The 19,913-nt window shown below is 68.6% G+C and carries 18 protein-coding genes and 1 tRNA gene; 6 read left to right on the top strand and 13 right to left on the bottom strand.

Features of this window, described 5'->3' with window-relative positions; all coding sequences use genetic code 11:
• The first annotated feature begins 51 nt into the window (after positions 1 to 51).
• Positions 52 to 128 (top strand) — tRNA-Met (locus tag OMP43_RS04475).
• A 50-nt stretch (positions 129 to 178) separates the two neighbouring features.
• Here the strand turns inward: OMP43_RS04475 and OMP43_RS04480 are convergent.
• The 10 genes from OMP43_RS04480 to OMP43_RS04525 form a co-directional block, all read right to left on the bottom strand.
• Complete coding sequence (locus OMP43_RS04480; protein ID WP_280278528.1) at positions 179 to 853, bottom strand: hypothetical protein; 675 nt, start codon at positions 851 to 853, stop codon at positions 179 to 181.
• Positions 854 to 904: 51 nt separating this feature from the next.
• Complete coding sequence (locus OMP43_RS04485) at positions 905 to 1,429, bottom strand: hypothetical protein (RefSeq protein WP_280278529.1); 525 nt, start codon at positions 1,427 to 1,429, stop codon at positions 905 to 907.
• A 34-nt stretch (positions 1,430 to 1,463) separates the two neighbouring features.
• Complete coding sequence (locus OMP43_RS04490) at positions 1,464 to 2,006, bottom strand: hypothetical protein (protein WP_280278530.1); 543 nt, start codon at positions 2,004 to 2,006, stop codon at positions 1,464 to 1,466.
• Between the two features lie 106 nt (positions 2,007 to 2,112).
• Complete coding sequence (locus tag OMP43_RS04495) at positions 2,113 to 2,298, bottom strand: hypothetical protein (protein ID WP_280278531.1); 186 nt, start codon at positions 2,296 to 2,298, stop codon at positions 2,113 to 2,115.
• 82 nt (positions 2,299 to 2,380) lie between these two features.
• On the bottom strand, positions 2,381 to 3,493 hold the full coding sequence (locus tag OMP43_RS04500; RefSeq protein WP_280278532.1) for a DUF2817 domain-containing protein: 1,113 nt from the start codon (positions 3,491 to 3,493) through the stop codon (positions 2,381 to 2,383).
• 3 nt (positions 3,494 to 3,496) lie between these two features.
• On the bottom strand, positions 3,497 to 4,651 hold the full coding sequence (locus OMP43_RS04505; protein WP_280278533.1) for an MFS transporter: 1,155 nt from the start codon (positions 4,649 to 4,651) through the stop codon (positions 3,497 to 3,499).
• Positions 4,641 to 6,116 carry an aldehyde dehydrogenase family protein gene (locus OMP43_RS04510; protein ID WP_280278534.1) on the bottom strand — a complete coding sequence of 492 codons (1,476 nt, stop codon included), beginning with the start codon at positions 6,114 to 6,116 and terminating at the stop codon, positions 4,641 to 4,643. Before OMP43_RS04510 ends, OMP43_RS04505 begins: the two co-directional genes overlap by 11 nt.
• Positions 6,113 to 7,696 (bottom strand): GMC family oxidoreductase N-terminal domain-containing protein, encoded by a 1,584-nt coding sequence (locus OMP43_RS04515; protein ID WP_280278535.1) that lies wholly within the window; start codon positions 7,694 to 7,696, stop codon positions 6,113 to 6,115. Before OMP43_RS04515 ends, OMP43_RS04510 begins: the two co-directional genes overlap by 4 nt.
• Positions 7,693 to 8,889 carry an amidohydrolase gene (locus tag OMP43_RS04520; protein WP_280278536.1) on the bottom strand — a complete coding sequence of 399 codons (1,197 nt, stop codon included), beginning with the start codon at positions 8,887 to 8,889 and terminating at the stop codon, positions 7,693 to 7,695. Before OMP43_RS04520 ends, OMP43_RS04515 begins: the two co-directional genes overlap by 4 nt.
• 124 nt (positions 8,890 to 9,013) lie before the next feature.
• On the bottom strand, positions 9,014 to 9,937 hold the full coding sequence (locus tag OMP43_RS04525) for an AraC family transcriptional regulator (protein WP_280278537.1): 924 nt from the start codon (positions 9,935 to 9,937) through the stop codon (positions 9,014 to 9,016).
• Positions 9,938 to 10,201: 264 nt separating this feature from the next.
• Between OMP43_RS04525 and OMP43_RS04530 the strand changes: the two genes are divergently transcribed.
• The 3 genes from OMP43_RS04530 (at position 10,202) to trxB (ending at position 14,966) form a co-directional block, all read left to right on the top strand.
• Entirely contained in the window at positions 10,202 to 12,538 is a 2,337-nt protein-coding gene (locus OMP43_RS04530) for a TonB-dependent receptor (protein WP_280278538.1), read from the top strand.
• Positions 12,539 to 12,556: 18 nt separating this feature from the next.
• Positions 12,557 to 13,696 carry a DUF3089 domain-containing protein gene (locus OMP43_RS04535; RefSeq protein ID WP_280278539.1) on the top strand — a complete coding sequence of 380 codons (1,140 nt, stop codon included), beginning with the start codon at positions 12,557 to 12,559 and terminating at the stop codon, positions 13,694 to 13,696.
• Positions 13,697 to 13,991: 295 nt separating this feature from the next.
• Positions 13,992 to 14,966, top strand: coding sequence for a thioredoxin-disulfide reductase (trxB, locus tag OMP43_RS04540; RefSeq protein WP_280278540.1), 975 nt, complete (start codon positions 13,992 to 13,994; stop codon positions 14,964 to 14,966).
• Between the two features lie 422 nt (positions 14,967 to 15,388).
• Here trxB and OMP43_RS04545 read toward each other — a convergent pair whose 3' ends face one another.
• The 3 genes from OMP43_RS04545 to OMP43_RS04555 are packed head-to-tail and all read right to left on the bottom strand — an operon-like array spanning position 15,389 to position 17,159.
• The gene (locus OMP43_RS04545) at positions 15,389 to 16,207 is read right to left on the bottom strand and encodes a hydrolase 1, exosortase A system-associated (RefSeq protein ID WP_280278541.1); all 819 of its coding nucleotides are present in this window, start codon (positions 16,205 to 16,207) and stop codon (positions 15,389 to 15,391) included.
• The gene (locus tag OMP43_RS04550; RefSeq protein WP_280278542.1) at positions 16,195 to 16,890 is read right to left on the bottom strand and encodes a hypothetical protein; all 696 of its coding nucleotides are present in this window, start codon (positions 16,888 to 16,890) and stop codon (positions 16,195 to 16,197) included. Before OMP43_RS04550 ends, OMP43_RS04545 begins: the two co-directional genes overlap by 13 nt.
• On the bottom strand, positions 16,887 to 17,159 hold the full coding sequence (locus tag OMP43_RS04555; protein ID WP_086129056.1) for an acyl carrier protein: 273 nt from the start codon (positions 17,157 to 17,159) through the stop codon (positions 16,887 to 16,889). Before OMP43_RS04555 ends, OMP43_RS04550 begins: the two co-directional genes overlap by 4 nt.
• A gap of 71 nt (positions 17,160 to 17,230) precedes the next feature.
• Between OMP43_RS04555 and OMP43_RS04560 the strand changes: the two genes are divergently transcribed.
• Entirely contained in the window at positions 17,231 to 18,724 is a 1,494-nt protein-coding gene (locus OMP43_RS04560) for an acyl-CoA ligase (AMP-forming), exosortase A system-associated (protein WP_280278543.1), read from the top strand.
• 2 nt (positions 18,725 to 18,726) lie between these two features.
• Positions 18,727 to 19,908 (top strand): pyridoxal-dependent decarboxylase, exosortase A system-associated, encoded by a 1,182-nt coding sequence (locus OMP43_RS04565; RefSeq protein WP_280278646.1) that lies wholly within the window; start codon positions 18,727 to 18,729, stop codon positions 19,906 to 19,908.
• Positions 19,909 to 19,913: the final 5 nt, after the last annotated feature.

A 19,913-nucleotide genomic window follows, 5' to 3' on the forward strand; every position in this document is an offset into this window, starting at 1 on the left:
GAGGAGAGGGCGGACCTATTGGGCCCCCTCGCTTCGGCGACAGCCTCTTGGGGCGGAGTAGCTCAGCTGGTTAGAGCAGCGGAATCATAATCCGCGTGTCGGGGGTTCAAGTCCCTCCTCCGCTACCATTCTCGATCTTCGGATATTGCGACTGCCACGCCGGCCCCGGCGCGCTGCCTCAGTCGGTCCGGGGCAGCGCATCGAGCTGCGCATGGTAGTTCGCGATCAGGGCCGGATCGGCATCGTCGCGATGCTTGGCGATGAACGCGGCCAGCGCCTGCCGATATTCCGCGATGAAGGCCTTGTTGCCCGGACTGGCCGCGAACTGGGCCGCGGCCTTCTCGACCGGCTTGCGATCCTCCCCGAGCAGATATTCCCTCCCATAGGGCGACAGGTCGCGCATGATGACGAAATTGCGCGGAAACCCCGGAACATATCTGATCGCGAACCTCTCGCCCTTGGGCGGGACCATGATGGCGTTCGTGATGGGATAGATGCTGGCGGACATGGTATCGAATCGCGTCACCACGTCCTTGCCGTCCGCCGTCTTCACCACCGCGTCATAGGCCCAGATATTCTGGTCGTTCAGGGAAGAGCTGGTTTCCTCGGACTGGGTGATCACGGCCGTGCCGTCGACCCCGAATGCCTCGAGGAACAGCGCGTTGAAGATATGCGCGGTGAAGAGGTTGACCTGGCCATAGATGAAGAAGGCCAGGATCAGCCCGTACCAGCCGCGGCTCCCGCGCCATTTTGCCAGCAGATGGGCCAGCAACGCCCCCACCAGGACGATCACCGGCCAGGCCCAGAAGGGGTGATGGGTGAGGAAGTATGAAATTGCCGAGAGGATGACCATGGCGGACCTTGGCAGGAGGAGGGGGCCGGTGCCGTATGTCGTGCGGCGGCGCTATGGGGTGCGCGACTTCTCGTAGCGATCGAGCGCTTCCTGATCGGCCTTGAGGACGAGCTCGCACGCGAGCAGCGTCTTGCCGGGCAGCGACGGGCTTTCGCGTGCGACGATCGAGACGATGCCCAGATCGGGCTGGGGCTGCTGTTCCTGGGGCAGGGCCCGGGAATAGCCCTTGGTGGCGGTGCCGAGCAGCGTGGAGCGCTCCTTCGTCAGCCCATAGCGCTCGGCCAGCGTATCGGCCCGCGCGCCTTCGATCAGGACGCCGACCGCCGTGCCCGCGAAGATGACTTCGCTGCTCGCGAAACCGTCCTGCCCGAGCGCGCGCGGCAGCCGGTAGACATAGGCGCCCAGCATCGACGTATCGGGCTTGGCGAGCTTCTCGGCGGCCTCATAGAGCGCCGTGGCCGAGTCGGTCGTATAGGGCGGCTTGCAGAGCGCGGCGTCGTAGAACGGGTCCGCCGATGCCGGCGCGGTGAAAAGGGCTCCCCACAGGATCGGGACGGCGAAAAGGGTGTGAGGCATCGATACTCCCATGCTTGATGCGGGTTTGCGGGCGTCATTTCGGCCAAAGGTCCGGCGCCGCCGGGCAGGCATGTTGTTTCACCTCGAGCCGGACAATGTCGTTGTGTCCGCGCATATCGTCACGGACATAGCCGACCCGGACCCAGGAATCGGCATGGACCAGGCCGCCTCCCGGCTCGACCCGATGATAGCCGAGCCGAACCTCGTCCGCAGCATAGAGGAATTCCTGCCCCGCGACATTCCAGCGCTCGAGGCCGGATTCCGCCTCGCTCGGGTTGGCCAATCCCGGATGGAACTGATCCAGGCACCCCTCGACGCTGGCGAACCGGCCGCTCTGGACCAGCGCTCTCGCGGCGTGGCTGTGCCGGATATCGTGCCAGGTCATCCACACCGCCCCGGTCGTCCAGGCCAATACGATGGGGAGGTAGAACAGGATGTTCCACTGCCGGCGCCAGCAAAAAAACAGCACCACGCCGATCATGCCCAGGCCGATCACCAGGAAGAGCAGGTCGAAGGCATAGGCCGGGCGGATCAGGTCGGGCCGCCTGGTCAGATCGAAAACGTCCAGAACCCCCATCTCCCCAGCCATGCCCGGCAGCCATCCGGCTCCAGACTATCTGAAATCACAAGATGGCGATCGGTTTCGGGCGGTAGCCGAAAAAAAAGGCTCCCGGATGCGGCGCCTATCCCAGTTCCTTCAATGCCTGGATGATCGGCCGGTCGCCCAGGCGCGGCGTGTCGCCAAAGCTGGCGATCGCGCGCTCCAGGGCGCGCGCATGCAGGCCCGGCTCCGCCTCCCGCAGCTCCGCCGCCAGCGCGCGCAGATAGGCAAAGGCAGCCAGGCCATAGGTTTCCGGAGCGTGCGACATGGGTGATTTCCATCGGATAGAGGTAAGGGGGATCGGTAATGCCGGTGCGAGATATTGTCGAAGCCCGTCGCGACGGGCGGGACTAGGCTTCGGCATGGGATTCCCTCTGCCATGCACGCAGGCCGCGCAACGCAGCGAGGTGCATCGCGCGGCCGATCTCCACCACCCGTTCGCGCCACGCAATGTCCGCCGGATCATAGGCTGCGCGCAATCTTGCACGCAGCATCGAACGCAGATCGGCGTCTCCCGGCTCGGCCCCCATGCGTAGCCACCGGTCGATCATCACGGCTTCGAATGCCTGAAAATTGGAGACGGTGCCGATCTCGATCGGCGCGCCGGCGATTTCGATATGGGGCGCCAGCCGGCGCAGGCCTGGCAGCAACAGCCCGGACCAGTCCGGCGTCTCGCCCGAGTCGAAGGCCTCGTCCTCGCCTTGCAGGCCCTGATCGGCCCACCAGCGCGCCATCCGGTTTCGCGGCGCCGTGCCGGGCGCATCGAGCGCGACGACCAGCGGCCGGCCATAGTCGCCGAAGCCGGTATGCCATTCGAGATACGCCATGCGGCGAGAGGCGCAGAGTTCGCTCTCGACAATCCCCGCGAATGCCGCATGCGATGGTGTTGGCCGGACGCCGCCAAAGCCGATGCCGTTCGGATGGCCATATTGCCCGCCGGTAAAGGCCGTCAGCGCCGCCGCCGCGCCCAATTCTTCGGTCAGCGACTGGAACAATGCCCCGACCCGGCTCGACAGGCCGTCATCCCAGCGATCGGGGCAGATGGTGTCGTGCACGCGGGCATAATGGGGATTGGATCGCGGCGGCGCATCGAAATCGCAGAAGTTGCGGGAGAGATCGACATTGTCGGCATCGGTCCGGTGGCCATGCGAAACGCCCCAGGGATTGAGCGCGTGGATCATCACCACGTTGCAATCCTCCCCCAGATCGCGTGGATCGAGCGCGGCGGCGAAGGCACGCTGCGCGGCGGACCCGGCATGGCCTTCCGCCCCGTGCACGCCCGAGATCGACAGCAGGGTCGCCGGCGCGCCGGCCGGCCCGATGACCGCCCAGTCGATCGTCAGCGCTTCGCCCTGGGCGCCGGTTCCGGGGAGGGGCGCGGACTCGAGCCGCCCGCCCAGTCTCTTCACGGCCGCGCGGAAGGCGCGCCGCGCTTCCTCATAGCTTTCGGCGAACAGGGCCATGGCTCAGCGCGCTGCCGCGGATCGATCGGCGGCGAACAGCGGCACGGTGAACAGGAAGCTCACCAGGTACAGGCCGGCCGCGAGGAAGCCGATCATATGCGCGCCATGACCTGCCAGGGTCGCACCGATCGCCGGCCCGATCGCGGAGCCCAGCGCGAGGAGGGCGGCGCCCATGCTGCTCCAGCGGCCGCTGCGGTCGAGCCGGGCCAGTGCGCCCAGGATGAAGGGCAGGCCGAAGAACCAGGCGGTCTTGACGATGATCGCGCCCACCACATAGGCGGCCATCAGCGGCATGGCGAGCAGCAACGCCGAGGCGATCAGGCCGGCAAAGGCCAGCGCATTGGGGCCGCTCCGGCCGAAGCGCTGCCCGGCCGCCATCGACAGCAGGGCGCCCGCGATCGCGCCGAGCACCGAAATGCCGAGCAGCACGCCCACCTGGCTGCGATCGAAGCCGACTGCCAGCCCCATCCGCTCCTGGAACGACCACAAGGTGGTATGGCCGGCATAGAGGCAGAGCAGCGCCAGCGCGCCGCAAGTGGCCGGGGCGTTGATCGCCAGGCCATGCCGGACGCTGCTCGCATGCGTCTCCTGCGCTGAACGAGGCGGTGGCGGGATCAATCGCGCGCAGGCGAGGCCGATCGCGGCGACGATCGCGAGTATCGCGACGATGCCCGCCAGGCCGAACGTCTGGGCGATCCACCCCGACAGGGCGAGCAGCAGCGCGGCATAGGCCAGGTTGACGAAGGTGGCGATCGCCCAGACCCGTTGCGGGTCGGCCCGCCCGGCATAGGCGGCGAACACGGTCGATGCGGTGAAGCCCATCGCCAGGCCAAAGGCGGCGCGGATCGCCAGCAATGGCACGAAGCCGCCTGCCCTGGCGGTCAACAGGCTGGCGACGATCATGACCGCGAGACCGATCGCGGCGAGCATCGGGCGCCGCGCGCGGTGCAGCACGAGGTAGAAGAGCAGCAGCCCCAGCGCATAGGCGCCGTTTTCCGCCGCGAGCGCCAGGCTCGCCTGCGGGGCCGTGAGGCGCAACTCGTCGATATAGAGGCCCAGCATCACCGGGCTCAGCGTGGCGCTGGTCATCGCGCCGGTTCCGATGACGATCAGTGCGGCCAGGCTGGTCCGCGATTCCCCGGGCGCATCAGGCTGCATGGGTGATCGCCTGCGGCGTGGTGAAGGCGGCGAGCCCGGCGAGCCCGCCCTCGACTCCGAAGCCGGATTGCTTGCGCGGCTCGAATGGCGTGCCGAGCGCCATGCCCGGCCGTGACCCGGCGGTGGCGATCACGTCCATCGATCCGACCCGCAGGCCGGCGGCGATCCGCTCGGCCGCATCCCGGTCCGCGCCCCAGATGGTCGCCGCAAGGCCATAGGGTCCATCGTCCGCGAGGCGGATCGCGTCGTCCAGATCGGCATATTCCTGCACCGTCAGCAGCGGGCCGAATATCTCCTGCTGGACCAGCGGGCTGTCCTGTGGCGGGCCGAGCGCCAGTTCGGGCGCGGCATGGAAGCCTTTCGCCGGCAAGCCGTCGGGCACGGCCGATAGCGGCACCACCAGCGCGGTGCGGCGCGCAATCTCGCGAAAGCCCTGGACGGTTTCATATTGCTTGCGGCTGGCGAGCGGCCCCAGCCTCGTCGCCGGATCGCGGGGGTCGCCGACGGGCCAGCCGGCGGCTGCTGCGCGCAGCCCCTCCACCGCCGCTTCCAGGCCGCCCCTGGGCACCAGCAGCCGGGTTCGGGCCGAACACCATTGGCCGGTGTTCCAGAAGGCGGCGGCGAAGACGCCGGGCCAGATCTCGGGCTGGCCGATCATGTCGGGCAGCACCAGCTGGGGCGACTTGCCGCCGCACTCCATCGTCAGCGGCTTGAGCGAGCGCGACGCCGATGCCCGGATGATCGCCTGGCCAGTCGATGTCGAACCGGTGAAGGCGATCATGTCGACACCGGGATGTGCCGCGAGCGTCGCGCCGGTCGTGTGTCCGGCACCCGGCACCACGTTGAACACGCCGGGCGGCAGGCCCGCCTCGCTCGCCAGCCGGGCGAGCAGGACGGCGGATCGCGGCGACAGTTCCGATGGCTTCAGGACGAGCGTGTTGCCGGCGGCCAGGATCGGGACCGCGCGGATCAGCACATTGGCAGTGGGAAAGTTCCACGGGGTGATCGCTCCGACCACGCCGCGCGGCCGCCGGACGGCACCCTCGGCAGGTTCCTCGAGCGCCGGGATCATGCCGGCATAATGGCCGATCAGCAGCGGCCCCTGCGCGATCAAAGTCCTTGCATCGGCCACCGGACGGCCGACTTCCCGGGTTTCCAGCCAGGCGAGCTGCTCGACTTCCCCGGCAATGCGCGCGGCCCAGGCCAGCAGCAGCGCGGCGCGCTCGGCGCCGTCGATCCGGCCCCAATCCTCCCGCAACGCCGCGCGCGCCGCGACCACCGCCGCTTCGACCGCCGGTGCGCCGCCATCGCTGAAGTCCCCCGACACCGCACCGGTCGTCGGATCGATGCTGACGATCGGATTCCCGCCAAATGCCCGGGCCTCGCCCCGGATCCAGGCGTGACCCAGCGCTTGCGGCAGGGGGGCGTCCCATGCCGGGATATTCCGGGCGGCCGGAGAATTCATGAAGAGGTTCCGATCAGGTCTGCGGCCTTGTCGCCGATCATCATGGCGGCGGCCTGGGTGTTTCCGCTGATATGGCGGGGCATGATGGAGGCATCGGCGACAAAGAGCCCCTCGACGCCGCGAACCTTGAGCGCCGGATCGACCACCGAGCCGACGTCCGAGCCCATCCGGCAGGTGCCGACCGGATGATAGAGCGGCGTCGCGAGGCCGCGGATCTGGCGCTCGGCCTCGGCCTCGTCGGCACGCAGGTCCGGCCAGCCGATCCGTTCCTCGACATAGCCGCGAAATGCCGGCGCATCGACGATCCGGCTGCACAGCGCCACGCCGCGACGCAGCGTCGCGACGTCTTCGGGCGCGTCGAGCAGCTGGGGAAAGATCAGCGGTGCGGCGCTCGGGTCACTGCTTGCCAGGTCGATCCTGCCCTTGCTCCGGGGATGGTTCACGCTGGCGACGACGCTGACCATCGGAAACGGCGCCAGCTTCCGCTCGGAGTCGCGACCGAAAGGAGTGAGGTGGATCTGGATGTCCGGCGACGACAGCCCCGCCTGGGTCCGCGCGAAGCCGACCGCCTGTGCCGTCGGTGCGGCGGCGGGGCCTTTCCCCGCCAGCCAGAGCAGCAGCGCGCGTGCCATTCCGGCCAGGTTGGCCTGCTGGTTGAGGGTGGGCACCGAGACCTTGAGGCCCATCCAGATGCCGGCATGCTCCATCAGGTTGCGGCCGACTTCGGGCGCGTCGACAAGTACGGGAATGCCGAGTTCGCGCAGCCGGGCGGCCGGGCCGATTCCCGAAAGCATCAGCAGCTTCGGGGTATGGACCGCGCCGCCGGACAGGATGACCGCCTTGCGCGCGAAGACCGCGCGGACCACGCCGTCCTGTTCGAACTCCACGCCGATCGCCCGGCCGTTCTCGAAGATCACCCGGCGCGCGCGTGCCCCTTCCAGCATCCTGGTGCTGCCGCTGGAAATCGCGGGTTTCAGGAAGGCGGTGTAACTGTCGTGGCGGCGGCCCCTCCTGGCCGAGCTCTGCACATGGCCGATGCCGTCCTGCCGCTCGCCATTGATGTCGGGATTGAATGCCAGGCCTGCCTGGCCGGCCGCTTCGATGAAGCGCGGCGTCAGTGCATGAACATAGGGCAGGGGAGACACGTGCAGCGGCCCGGTGGCGCCGCGAACCTGGGATTCGGCATCATCGACGGTTTCGATGCGCCGGAAATAGGGAAGCAGGTCACGATAGCCCCAGCCTGGCGCGCCGAGATCGCGCCAGGCATCGAAATCCTCGGGCGCGCCGCGGACGAAGATCATCCCGTTGATCCGCGTGCTGCCGCCCGGGCCAAGCCCGCGGGGCCAGTCCTCGATCCGGCCGAGGCGGCTGGGATCCGGCTGGGAGACCAGCTTCCAGTCATAAAGCGGGTGGCCGTTGGTATGGATCGTTGCGGCCGGTATCGCCTCGATCCGCAATCGGCCGGCGCGCCCGGCCTCCAGCACCGCGATCCTGGTTCCGGGTGTTTTCGCCAGTCGCCCGGCCACGGCGCAACCGCCAGCGCCGGCGCCGACCACGACATAGTCGAAATCCCCCGTCATGCGGCTTCGCGACCCGCACGGAGCTTGAGGTCGACCAGCTTGAGGAAGAAGCTGGCGCCGATCGGCAGCAGCCGGTCCTCGAAGTCATAGTCCGGGCTGTGGAGCATCGGCGTGTCCTTGGTGACGCCGGTGCCGAGCAGCACATAGGCGCCGGGCAGGCGCTCCAGCATATAGGCGAAATCCTCCGAGCCGGTGACCGGCGGCATGTCGCGGATCACCGCCGCATGACCCAGCATCTCGCCCAGTGCGGCCGCGGCGATCCCGGCCTCGCCGGCATGGTTGACGGTTGGCGGGAACAGGATCTCGAAGTGCATGTCGCAGGCCACGTCGTGCGCCCGATCCATGCCGGCGCAGCAGCGGCGGAGTTCCGTCTCCAGCGCCCGCATCGTCGCTCCGTCGAACGCGCGCGCGGTTCCCGTCAGGGTCACGGCATCCGGGACGACGTTGAACGCATCCCCGCCATTGATCGAGCCGACCGTGATCACCGCCATGCCGCTCGCCGGGATCCGCCGCGCCGGTATCGCCTCGATCAGCGGCACGAGCGCCGCCGCCGCCGATATCGGGCTGGCCGTGAGATGCGGTGTCGCCGCATGGCCGCCCCGTCCGCGCACCTCCACCACGAAGCGCGCGGCGCCGGCACAGGCCGGCCCGGCATGCACCGCCGCCGTGCCGAGCGGCAGCGGCGGCGCATTGTGCAGCGCGAATACCGCGTCGCAGGGAAAACGCTCGAACAGGCCCGCATCGATCATCGCCCGCGCGCCGCCCAGGCCTTCCTCCGCCGGCTGGAAGATCAGATTGACCGTTCCCGCGAAATCGCGCCGCCCGGCCAGGATCCGCGCCGCCCCGAGCAGCATGGCGGTGTGGCCGTCATGTCCGCAGGCATGCATCAGGCCGGGCCGGGCCGAACGATGCGCCGCCTGGCCCCGCTCTTCGATCGGCAGCGCGTCCATGTCGGCGCGCAGCCCGATGCTCGGCACGGCGGCGTCCGGAGCGGACTCCCGGCCTCGGATGACCCCTACCACGCCGGTGCCCCCCAGTCCGACATGGGTTTCGATGCCCCAGGCGCGCAGCCGGTCGGCGACGAAGGCGGCGGTCTCCACTTCCTCGAAGCCCAGTTCCGGATGCTGATGAAAGTGGCGCCGCCAGGCCGTCATGTCGGCTACCAGCGGGGCGATCTCTCGATCCAGGGTCATGGCCGGGTTCATGATGGCTCCAATCGTCGAGCCTCCCCTCGTGGGAAGGATCGGCATGACCCTAGGCCCTAATGGAGGCGGCGTGCTTATGGCGGCGGCGGGCGGATTATGCCGGGCGCACTATTTATGCGGCGCTGCCCCGCGCGACCGATGGGCTCATTCCGAAATAGGCCTTGTAGGCGAGCGAGAAGTTGCTGAGATGGCCATAGCCGCAGCGCTCCGCGATCTCGCTGATCGACAGCGCGTCCTCGCCAAGCAGGGCGCGGGCGCTTTCCATCCGTTCCTTCTGCAGCGCCTGGCCGATCGTCTCGCCATAGAAGGCGCGGAACATGGTGTTCAGCCGGGTCCGGTTGGTGCCGACGGCCCTGGCCAGCTCCGCGACGCCGAGCGGCCGATCGAGATGCTCGGCGATGATCGCGCGAGCCTGCTGCACGCGGCGGACCTCGCGCTCGGTGAGGCCGTGATGGTCGGAACGGTTGAACTGGCTGATGAAGAAATCGAGCAGCAGGCAAGTCAATTCGTCGATCTTGGCGCGCTTGAACCGTTCCTGCGTCCAGGGTGAGCGGCGGGCGTCGAGGATCTCGGCGGCGCAGAGCGCGGCGGCGCGCGGCAGCTGGTAGCGCCGGAACAGGAGGCGCTGGGCGAGGAACTCGCTGGCTGCCCGCACTTCCCGGGCCTCATCCTCGAAACCGGCGATCCGGCCATCGCCGAGGCGAGGCAGGAACAGCGTCACCGAACGTTCCTCGGTATCGTCGAGGATGATCTGCCGCTTGACCACGCCCATGGGCTGGTGCGCGATCACCAGGCATTCCCCGGCGATTTCCGAGGCCGGCGCGTCGTTGAACTGATACTGGCCGGCGCCGGTCAGCTGCACCTTGAACGTGAGCCGGCCGTCGCCCACGAGCTGTTCGTCGATCCGGCCGCGGGAGCGGCCATCGATCACCACGCCACTGATCTCATCGTCGCGGAGGAATTGTTCGAAGCGGCCATTCACATAGTGCGGAACGTTTCCCGGCGGTTGTGCCCCTTGCAGCTCTATGGTCGCCATGGTCTTGCCTCGATCGGCGGCATGCCGGTGGCAAGCTTCGCACGGAAGCCGGTTCCTGCCAAATCGGACCAATCCTGCAGGCGGCGTGGCGCTTCGGGTTCGATTTTCTGCGCGCGTCATAAGCAATCCGGGCTCGCGCATAACAACGTCTCGTCAAAAGGCGTGAAGAGTGGCCGGGTTGATTTCCCATGGAGACGCCGCGACCCCCAACAAGGCGCGGCGCGCAGGGCAGGGGACGCCCGGTTGGGAGGGAGGGTAGGACATATGCGACATCATCTCCACGGCACCGCCTGGACGGCACTGGCGCTCGCGACGATCGGCAGCACCGTTCCGCTGGCATCGGCCCGGGCGCAGGCACAGCTGCCGGAACCGCCCAGGCCGCAGGAAGAGGGCGCCGCGTCGCCCGATGAGATCGTGGTCACCGCCCGCAAACGCAACGAACGCCTGCAGGATGCGCCGCTCTCGGTGAATGCCCTTTCGGCGGCCGAACTGCGCCAGGGCAATGTCCGTGATTTCAAGGACGTGCTGCGCAAGGTGCCCGGCGTCTCCTTCTCGGGCGCCGAGCTGGGCCAGAGCCGGTACAGCATCCGCGGCGTCAGCACGACCTCGCCCAGCCCCACCGTCGGCATCTATCTCGACGACATATCGCTGCTCGGCGCGACCAATGCCTTCAGCGGCGCAGCCGACCCCGTGTTCTTCGATTTCGGCCGGGTGGAGATTCTCAAGGGGCCGCAGGGGACGCTCTATGGCGGCAGCGCGATGGGTGGCGCGATCAAATATGTCAGCCGTGCGCCGGAACCGGGCAACACCACGCTGGACACCGCGACGGGCATTTCCAGCACCGCGCATGGCGGCATCTCCTATCAGGGCGAGGCGGTGCTCAACCTGCCATTGTCCGACCGGCTCGTGCTGCGCGCCGGAGCCCTGTATCGCGACAATGCCGGCTATATCGACAATGTGGCGAACGGAGCCGCGGTCGATGTGCGGACCAGCACGACGGCGCCACCCGCCGCGCTGATGCCGCTCGTGCGCCCCTCGTTGAGTACGCTGACCGACAGGAACCAGAATTCAGACCATGTGCTGGCGGTGAAGGCGGCGCTGCTCTGGCAGCCCGATTCGTCGCTGGACATCACGCCTTCATTGTTCCGCCAGGCCTATCGGCAGAAGAATAGCGGCGTCTTCTGGACCAATCTTCCCGATCTGCGGAGCTCGTTCCGCCTTGCGCAGCCTACCGACGACGACCTTGGCGTCTACTCGCTGAACATGGTCAAGCATCTGGGCGGCGTCGATATCACTTCGCTCACTGCCTATGTCGACCGATCGGTCCGTTTCGACCGGGACTATTCCTTCTACATCGCGACGCTGGTTCCGGCGCTGTACGGCGTCAACTCGCCCAACGCGTCGAACAGCAGCACCAGGACGTTCAGCCAGGAACTGCGGGCCGCGTCGGCCAATTCCGCGGCGCGGCTGCGCTGGACGGCCGGCCTCTATTATGCGCGGCAGCGCGACGAGCTCGACCAGACCGTCAATTCGATCGGAGTGGGGGCGCTGCTGGGGACCGGCACGGACAAGGTCTATCACGGCAATACGGTGAGCAGGCTGACCCAGTTCGCGGCCTTTGCCGATCTCACCTTCGAGATCCTGCCCGGCCTGGATGCCACTGCCGCGCTGCGCTATTTCAACCTCAGGCAGGCGATCGACACGCGCGGCGACGGCGTGCTGAACGGCGGCGATACCCATGGGACGGCCAGCACGCGCGAGAGCGGCGTCAATCCGAAGTTCGGGCTCTCCTATCGCGCCGGCCGCGACAACCTGCTCTATGCCAGCGCAGCCAAGGGCTTTCGTCCCGGCGGGGGCAACCCGTTCGCGGTGGCGCCGGGCCAATGCCAGGCCGATCTCGCCAGTCTCGGCCTGTCCGCGGTGCCCGTCGGCTTCCGTTCGGATTCGCTGTGGACCTATGAGGTCGGCAGCAAGAACCAGTTCCTCGATCGCCGCCTGACCCTGAACGGCGCGGCCTTCTATACCGATTGGAAGAACATCCAGCAGAACGTCTTCCTGCCGGGATGCGGCTTCTCGTTCAGCGGCAATGTCGGCGGCGCGGAGATCAAGGGCGCGGAACTGGGCGCCCAGTTCGCGACGGGCGGCCTGACGCTCGGCGCCGCTGCAAGCTATACCGATGCCAGAATATCCAGGAGCGCCCCCGGCGTCTCGGCCAGGGTGGGGCAGCCGGTCCTCGATACGCCGAAATGGATCGCCAATGCCAACATGGCCTATCGCGTCGCGCTCGGCGGCGGGGTCACCGCGACGGCACGGGCCGATTATCAGTATCGCAGCTCGAGCCTGAGAGTGTTCGAGGACAGCTTTACCGTCGGCACTCCGGCCGGCCCGGTCGCCGCCACCAACTTCACTCGGCGGCAAAGAGCCTATGATGTCGTCAATCTGGGCCTGCTGATCGATACCGGCGCATGGCAGGTCGATCTGTTCGTCAACAACCTGCTCGATAAGGCGCCGCTGCTCGACCACAATGTCGTCAGCGGGATCGAGGCCGCCATCACCCTGCGGCCAAGGACGATCGGGCTGGGCGTGCGCCGGCAATTCTAGATGCGGCGGAGGCTGTTCTTGAAGCGGGCGGCGCTGCTCGCCCTGGGCGGGTGCGGGGCGATCATTCTGCCGGGGTTGCTGGGAATCGGGCCGGTCGCGACCATCATCGCGACTTTCGGGTCGCCGCCGCGGCCCTTCGATGCGGCGCGCGTGCCACCCGGGCCCGATTATGCCCGGGCCGATGCCTGGCTGGCGTTTCCGGGGCGCAACGGGCTGGAGCGCTCGACGCCGCCGGGCATGGCTGCCGTCGAAGAGGCCGGGGCGCCGGCCGATGTCTTCTTCATCCACCCGACGACCTATCAGCAGAGCGATGTCTGGAACGTCGCCTATGGCGTCTCGTCCGAATTCGATCCCGCCGTCCTTCTCGGCCAGGCCAGCGCGTTCAACGGTTGCTGCCGCATCTTCGCGCCACAATATCGCCAGGCCTCGCTGCGTGCGCTGGAGAAGAGCCGCCCGGCGGTGGCGCTCGCCTATGCCGATGTCGCGCGGGCCTTTCGCCATTTCATCGCGCATGAGAATCGCGGGCGGCCATTCCTGATCGCCGCGCACAGCCAGGGCGCGATGCACGCGGTCCGCCTGCTTCAGGCGGAGATACTCGGCACGCCGCACCAGGCCAGGCTGGTCGCCGCCTATGTGATCGGGGCCTATGCGCCATCGGATTTCGGAACGATCGGCCTGCCGGTCTGCGACGATGCCCGCCAAACCGGTTGCATCCTCTCCTGGAACACCAGCCAGACCGGGCGGACCGGCGCGTTTCGCCTGGTGCGCGACAAGAGCTATTGGTGGCGCGGCCGCGAGAAGGACAAGGGCCAGCCGCCGGCGATCTGCGTCAATCCATTGACCTGGCGTCGCGAGGGGGCCGCGCCCGCCGCCGCGAATCCCGGCAGCCTGCCCTTCCCCCAGGGGCGGGCCGACGCGCCGGGCAGGACCCTGGCGACGCTGACGCCGCATCTCACCGGGGCCGTGTGCGAGGCGGGATTGCTCAATGTCGACATCCCATGGTCCGCCCCGCGCGGTTTCCAGGATGTCCTGAGCGTTCTCTTCGGCAGCTATCACCTCGGTGACTATGGCATCTTCTATGCGGCGATCCGGCGCAATGCCATGGAACGCGTCGACGCCTGGAGAGCGGCGCACCGGGATCGGGCCGCCACAGGCTAGGTTGGGAACCCAAACAAGTACTTGATTTTCTACCGTCATCCCGGCCTTGCGCCGGGATCCCGCTTCTTCCTGTGCTGGCGAGACAGCGGGACCCCGGCTCAAGGCCGGGGTGACGAAGGAGGAATATGAGTCCCCAACCTAGGGGGCGAGCGCCTCTGCCGGGCGGCTAGCCGGGCTTGGGAGGGGGATAGGCTTGCTGTTGTCCACAGCCATTGCGGACGGCGCCACACTACCCATGTTGCCTCGACCCGCGCCGAGCCCCTAGATGCGGGGCTCAGCCATTTCGGAAACCATGATGACCGCCACCCATTCGACTCGCATGCTGATCCTCGGTTCCGGCCCGGCCGGCCTGACCGCCGCCATCTATGGCGCGCGCGCCGGCCTGTCGCCGATCGTGGTGCAGGGCATCCAGCCGGGCGGCCAGCTGATGACCACCACCGATGTCGAGAATTATCCCGGCTTCCGCGACGTGATCCAGGGCCCGTGGCTGATGCAGGAGATGCAGGCCCAGGCCGAGCATGTCGGCGCGCAGATGATGTGGGACACGATCGTCGAGGTCGACGTCTCGCAGCGCCCGTTCCGCATGGTGGGCGACAGCGGCACCGTCTATCTGGGCGATGTGCTGGTGATCGCCACCGGCGCCCAGGCCAAGTGGCTGGGCCTCGATTCGGAGCGGCTGCTCCAGGGCAAGGGCGTGAGCGCCTGCGCCACCTGCGACGGCTTCTTCTTCCGCGGCAAGAAGGTCGCGGTGATCGGCGGCGGCAACACCGCGGTGGAAGAGGCGCTCTACCTTACCAATCACAGCCATGACGTGACGGTGATCCACCGCCGCGATTCGTTCCGCGCCGAGAAGATCCTGCAGCAGCGCCTGTTCGCCAACGACCGCATCAGCGTGCTGTGGAACAAGAAGGTCGAGCGCTTCATCGCCGGCGGCCAGCCCGAAGGGCTGGTGGGGATCGAGCTGAAGGACATGGAGACCGGGGAGCTCTCGCAGATCGAAGTCGATGGCGGCTTCGTCGCCATCGGGCACCATCCGGCGACCGAGCTGTTCCGCGGCCATATCGACCTTGACGACGATGGCTATATCCGGGTCGAGACCGGCACGACCAAGACCAGCGTGCCCGGCGTGTTCGCCTGTGGCGACGTGATGGACAAGCAATATCGCCAGGCGGTCACCGCCGCCGGCACCGGCTGCATGGCGGCGCTCGACGCGGAGCGCTTCCTGGCCGAGGCGGATTTCGAGACGGTGGTTCAGCACGCGGCGGAGTGAAGGGTGCCGTCATCCCGGCGCAAGGCCGGGATCTCGTACCGCAAGCGCCAGGTCGGGGACTCATATTCTTCCATCGTCACCCCGGCCTTGCGCCCGGGGCCCGCTGTCCTGCTGAAGGCAAAAGAAGCGGGGTCCCGGCGCAAGACCGGGATGACGGTAGTAAATCAGATACTTGCTTGGGTTCTCAACCTTGGGTTGGGGACTCAATATTCTCCGGCGTTATCCCCGCTATCCCTCCCTCGTCATCCCCGCGCAGGCGGGGATCCTGGGTAGCAGGGGGCGATCGAGGGGATCACGCGGATGCTTGCCGGAAACGGCAAGGCGAGCCTCGCCGTCCTTGCCCTTGGCCCGGGATCCCCGCCTGCGCGGGATGACGGTTCAAGGGATCGCGGAGATGGCGCTGGAGAATATGAATCTCCAACCTAGTCGCCCGAGATTCCGGCCTTTGCCGGGATGACGAGTTGATCCAGCACCTTCGCCAGCAGCCAGTCCTTGTCGCTCGCGCCGGCGAAGCTGTGGCTGGCGCTGTCGAGCTGCTCGACTGCTACTTTCCCCCGCGCCGCATCGAAGGCAGGAGCCCTGAAGGCATCGGCAAAGGCGATCGCGGTATTGTCGCCTTTCGCCAGCAGGATCGCCACCGGCACCTTCGCTTCCGCCAGCGCGGCGGCGAGGCGGGTGGGGAGGCCGCCAGCGGCCCGAGGCGGCTGGCGCGAGGCCTTGCGCAGGCCCTTGAGCAGCTTGGCGATGTTCACGCCGCCGCGCAGCAGCCGCAGCCACTCCCGCGGATCGCGCAGCCGGGCCGCATAATGCGCGCGGATCGCGGCGGGGGGAGGCATCGCGTCCTCGGCCTCGACGGTCCAGGGATTGGCGAGCACGAGTGCGTCGATGCCCGCCTGGGCGTGGAAGAAGGCCAGCGCGGTGGCGGCGTCGCAATTGCCATAGGCGATGATCCGCTCGACCCCGGTCTCGCGAAAGGCGCGGGCGGCGGCGGCGATATCCTCGGCGCTCGACTCGAACCCGCGATTCTCGCCGGTCGAATCGCCGATGCCGCGGCGATCGAAGCGCAGGACGGGATAGTCGGCGCGGGCGACCCGCTCCGCCAGCAACGCCATGCCGCGATGCGCGCCGATGCGGATCTCGTTGCCGCCCGAGACGATCAGCAGGCCCGTGGTCTCGGCTGCTTCGTCCAGCGTGCCGAGCAAGGTCTCGCCGGCGCACGGAAATGCGATCAGCTTTCGCATGCACGGATCCAGACGGCGATGTCTTCGGCGAGCAGGGCGGCGAGCGCGGGATCATTGTCCGGCTCGGCGCGGCGCCAGAGCGGCGCGCCGTCCACCCGCCGGATGGCATCGGCGGGGTCGGAGGCAAGGCGGACGACGCGCGCGTCCGGCGCGGGCCGGGCGGTGACAAGTTCCGCCAGCAGCGCCGGGGCGAGCGGATTGCCGGCGATCTCGATCGGCGTCGAACCTCCCAGAACCGGCGAATCCAGGTCATGGCGCTGCGGGTCGGCGGCGATCGCGGCCCGCTTCAGCTCGCGCAGGAGCTTGTCTCCGGGCATGGGAGCGAAATGCCAGCGGCCGGCGACGGGCGCGAGCGTGTCGAGCAGCGCGCCGCTGCGCATGCCCAGCGCGTAGCAGTTGCGCCCCTCGCGATCGAACTTGTCGCAGGCGAAGTTGAAGGCGTCCCGCATCTTGAGGATCGAGGATCGGTCGGTCGGCACCAGGCTCTCGCCCTGGCCGGGCAGGTCGGGCAGCGCCCCGGCGATGCCGCGCTGCGCGAGCAGGCGCAGGATCGTGACCAGGAAGGCCCGGGTGCGGTTGGCTTCCTCGAACAGCGGCGGCGCCGCGACCACGACCGGGCCGGCGGCGGGGCCGAAGCGCAGCATCGCCTCGCGCCCGCCGGCCCAGTCATAGTGATCGATCACCGGAGCGCCTTGGCCGCCGCGAAGCGCGTGAGGGCGCCGAAGCTCTCGAGCATCTCGCCGTCCACCTCGTCATCCTCGATCAGGATGCCGAGCCGGTCCTCGAGCTCGGTGAGGACGCCCGCCACGGCGAGCGAATCGAGTTCGGGCAGCGCGCCGAAAAGCGGCGTGTCCGCGCGGAAATCGGCCACGCGCTCCGCGCTCAGGCCCAGCACGTCGCGGAGCACGCCGCGGACGGTATCTTCGACTTGGAGCGACCCATCGGGTTGCAATGCACTTCCCCTGCCGGTTTTTCGCTCCCGTAAGGGTTGGCGCGGGCGCTGCCAAGTATAAGGGTGTGCGGGTGATAGCGCTCGACCCCGTTCCCAGGCCCCTCGATACCCTGCCGTCGCGCGGGAGGCCCGAGGCCGTGGCGCTGGAGGACAAGGCCGGCACGCTCACCTATGCCGAGCTCGAGGCGGCGGTGGGCGGCATGGCGCATGCCCTGCGCGCGCTGGGGCTGGAGCCCGGCGACCGGGTGGCCAGCTGGCTGCCCAAGACGCGGACCGCGTGCCTGATGCCGCTGGCGGCGGTGCGGGCGGGACTGGTGCACGTGCCCGTGAACCCGGTGCTCAAGCGCGCCCAGGTGGCGCACATCCTGGCCGATTCGGGCGCGCGGGCGCTGGTTTCCCAACCGGCGCGGCTCGCCGCCCTCGAAGCCGGCGATGTCGGCGCCGATTGCCGGGTGGTGGAGGAAGGCGCACTCTTCTCGGAGCGGAGGCTTCCGCCCTCCGCGGCCGGCGCCGATACGCTCGCGGCGATCCTCTATACCTCGGGATCGACCGGCAGGCCCAAGGGCGTGATGCTGAGCCATGCCAATTTATGGCTGGGGGCCATCAGCGTAGCCCATTATCTTGAGATCGAACCTGAGGATCGCGTGCTGGGCGTGCTGCCGCTCAGCTTCGATTATGGGCAGAACCAGCTCTTCTCCACCTGGGCGGCGGGCGCGCGGGTGGTGCCGCTCGATTACCTGACCGCGCGCGACGTCATAAAGGCGGTGGAGCGCTTCGGCATCACCAGCCTGGCCGGGGTGCCGCCGCTTTGGGTGCAACTGCTCGAGGCGGAGTGGCCGGTTGAGATCGCATCCAAGCTTTGCCGCCTAACCAATTCAGGCGGCGCGCTTACCCCCAGGATGGTGCGCGACCTGCGCGCACGCTTCCCCAATGCCGATCTTTATCCGATGTATGGGCTGACCGAGGCGTTCCGATCGACCTATCTTCATCCCGGGCTGGTCGACGCGCACCCCGATGCGATCGGAACGGCCATTCCGTTCGCGGAGATCCTGGTGGTCGGTCCGGACGGCGCGCGCGCTTCCCGGGGCGAACTGGTCCATGCGGGCCCGCTGGTCGCCCAGGGCTATTGGCGCGATCCCGAGCGGACGGCGCAGCGCTTCCGCCCCGCGCCCGCCTTTGCCGAGAGCGGCGGCATGGCGGTGTGGTCCGGCGACACGGTACGGCTGGGGGAGGACGGGCTGCTCCGCTTTGTCGGCCGCGACGACGAGATGATCAAATCGGCCGGCAACCGCATCAGTCCCACCGAGATCGAGGAAGCCGTGCTCTCGGGCGGCGAGACCGGTGAGGCGGCGGCGTTCGGCGTCGCGGACGAAAGGCTGGGCCAGGCGATCGTGGTGATCGCGCGCGGCGACGGCAGCGGCGAGGCGGCGCTGCGCGAGCGGTTGCGGCGCGAACTGCCGAGCTTCCTGCAGCCGGCGCGCTATGACTGGCGCGCGGAGCTTCCGCGCAACGCCAATGGCAAGCTCGACCGGACGGCGCTCAGGGCGAGCTTGGGGGACAAATGACCATTACCGCGAAACCGCATGGCCCGATCCCGCCGGAATTCGCCGCGTTGCGCGAGCTTCCATGGCCGGACGTCCGGACCCCTGCCTATGTCTATGACTTTGCGGTGGTGGAGGCGCGCATCGCCCGGCTGCGCGCGGCGCTGCCCGCCGGTATCGGCATCCATTATGCCATCAAGGCCAATCCGTTCCCGCCGCTGCTCGCCCGCATCGCGCCGCTGGTGGACGGGATGGACGTTGCCTCGGCGGGCGAGCTGGCCCGGGCGCGTGACGTCATGGCGGCGGCCGACATCAGCTTCGCCGGCCCCGGCAAGCGCGATTTCGAGCTGGAGGCGGCGCTGGGCGCGGGCGTGACGCTCAATCTCGAATCGGAGGCCGAGGCCGAGCGCGCGTTCGCGATCGGCGCGCGGCTGGGCGTGACGCCGCGGCTCGCGGTGCGGGTCAATCCCGATTTCGAGCTGCGTGGATCGGGGATGAAGATGGGCGGGCGCGCCTCGCCCTTCGGCGTGGATGCGAGCCGGGCGGCGGCGCTGGTGCGGCGCGTGATCGACGCCGGGGCGGAATGGCGCGGCTTCCACATCTTCGCCGGATCGCAGGCGCTGGACGCCGCTTCGGTGATCGAGACCCAGGCCGCCACGGTGGCGCTCGCCGCGCGGCTGGCGGACGAGGCGGGTGCGCGGCCGCCGCTGGTGAACCTGGGCGGCGGCTTCGGCATCCCCTATTTCCCGGGCGATGCACCGCTCGACGTGGCGGCGGTGGGCGCGGCGCTGGGCACGGCGATCCGGGGCCTCGACACCCGATATGCCGTGGAGCTTGGCCGGTGGCTGGTGGGCGAGGCGGGGGTGTATCTCGCCCGGGTGATCGAGCGGAAGGAGAGCCAGGGCGAGACTTTCCTGGTGGTCGAAGGCGGCTTGAACCATCATCTCGCCGCCACCGGCAATTTCGGCACGGTAGTGCGCCGCAACTATCCCGTGGCGGTGGCGGATCGTATCCAGGATCCGCCCGAGGAAGTGGTGACGATCGTCGGGCCGCTCTGCACGCCGCTGGACCGGCTGGCCGACCGCGTGGCGCTGCCCCGCGCCGAGGTGGGGGACAGGATCGCGGTGTTCGCGTCCGGAGCCTATGGCGCGACGGCGAGCCCCAGCGCGTTCCTGGGGCATCCGCCGGTGGGAGAATCGCTGGCCTGAGCCGC

This window comes from Sphingomonas sp. CBMAI 2297, from assembly GCF_029870595.1.
Lineage (GTDB): Bacteria > Pseudomonadota > Alphaproteobacteria > Sphingomonadales > Sphingomonadaceae > Sphingomonas.

Bases quoted from the DNA above. Each gene is read 5' to 3' on its own strand.
- OMP43_RS04480 (WP_280278528.1), bottom strand. From the start codon at position 853: ATGGTCATCCTCTCGGCAATTTCATACTTCCTCACCCATCACCCCTTC.
- OMP43_RS04485 (WP_280278529.1), bottom strand. From the start codon at position 1,429: ATGCCTCACACCCTTTTCGCCGTCCCGATCCTGTGGGGAGCCCTTTTC.
- OMP43_RS04490 (WP_280278530.1), bottom strand. From the start codon at position 2,006: ATGGGGGTTCTGGACGTTTTCGATCTGACCAGGCGGCCCGACCTGATC.
- OMP43_RS04495 (WP_280278531.1), bottom strand. From the start codon at position 2,298: ATGTCGCACGCTCCGGAAACCTATGGCCTGGCTGCCTTTGCCTATCTG.
- OMP43_RS04500 (WP_280278532.1), bottom strand. From the start codon at position 3,493: ATGGCCCTGTTCGCCGAAAGCTATGAGGAAGCGCGGCGCGCCTTCCGC.
- OMP43_RS04505 (WP_280278533.1), bottom strand. From the start codon at position 4,651: ATGCAGCCTGATGCGCCCGGGGAATCGCGGACCAGCCTGGCCGCACTG.
- OMP43_RS04510 (WP_280278534.1), bottom strand. From the start codon at position 6,116: ATGAATTCTCCGGCCGCCCGGAATATCCCGGCATGGGACGCCCCCCTG.
- OMP43_RS04515 (WP_280278535.1), bottom strand. From the start codon at position 7,696: ATGACGGGGGATTTCGACTATGTCGTGGTCGGCGCCGGCGCTGGCGGT.
- OMP43_RS04520 (WP_280278536.1), bottom strand. From the start codon at position 8,889: ATGACCCTGGATCGAGAGATCGCCCCGCTGGTAGCCGACATGACGGCC.
- OMP43_RS04525 (WP_280278537.1), bottom strand. From the start codon at position 9,937: ATGGCGACCATAGAGCTGCAAGGGGCACAACCGCCGGGAAACGTTCCG.
- OMP43_RS04530 (WP_280278538.1), top strand. From the start codon at position 10,202: ATGCGACATCATCTCCACGGCACCGCCTGGACGGCACTGGCGCTCGCG.
- trxB (WP_280278540.1), top strand. From the start codon at position 13,992: ATGACCGCCACCCATTCGACTCGCATGCTGATCCTCGGTTCCGGCCCG.
- OMP43_RS04545 (WP_280278541.1), bottom strand. From the start codon at position 16,207: ATGCGAAAGCTGATCGCATTTCCGTGCGCCGGCGAGACCTTGCTCGGC.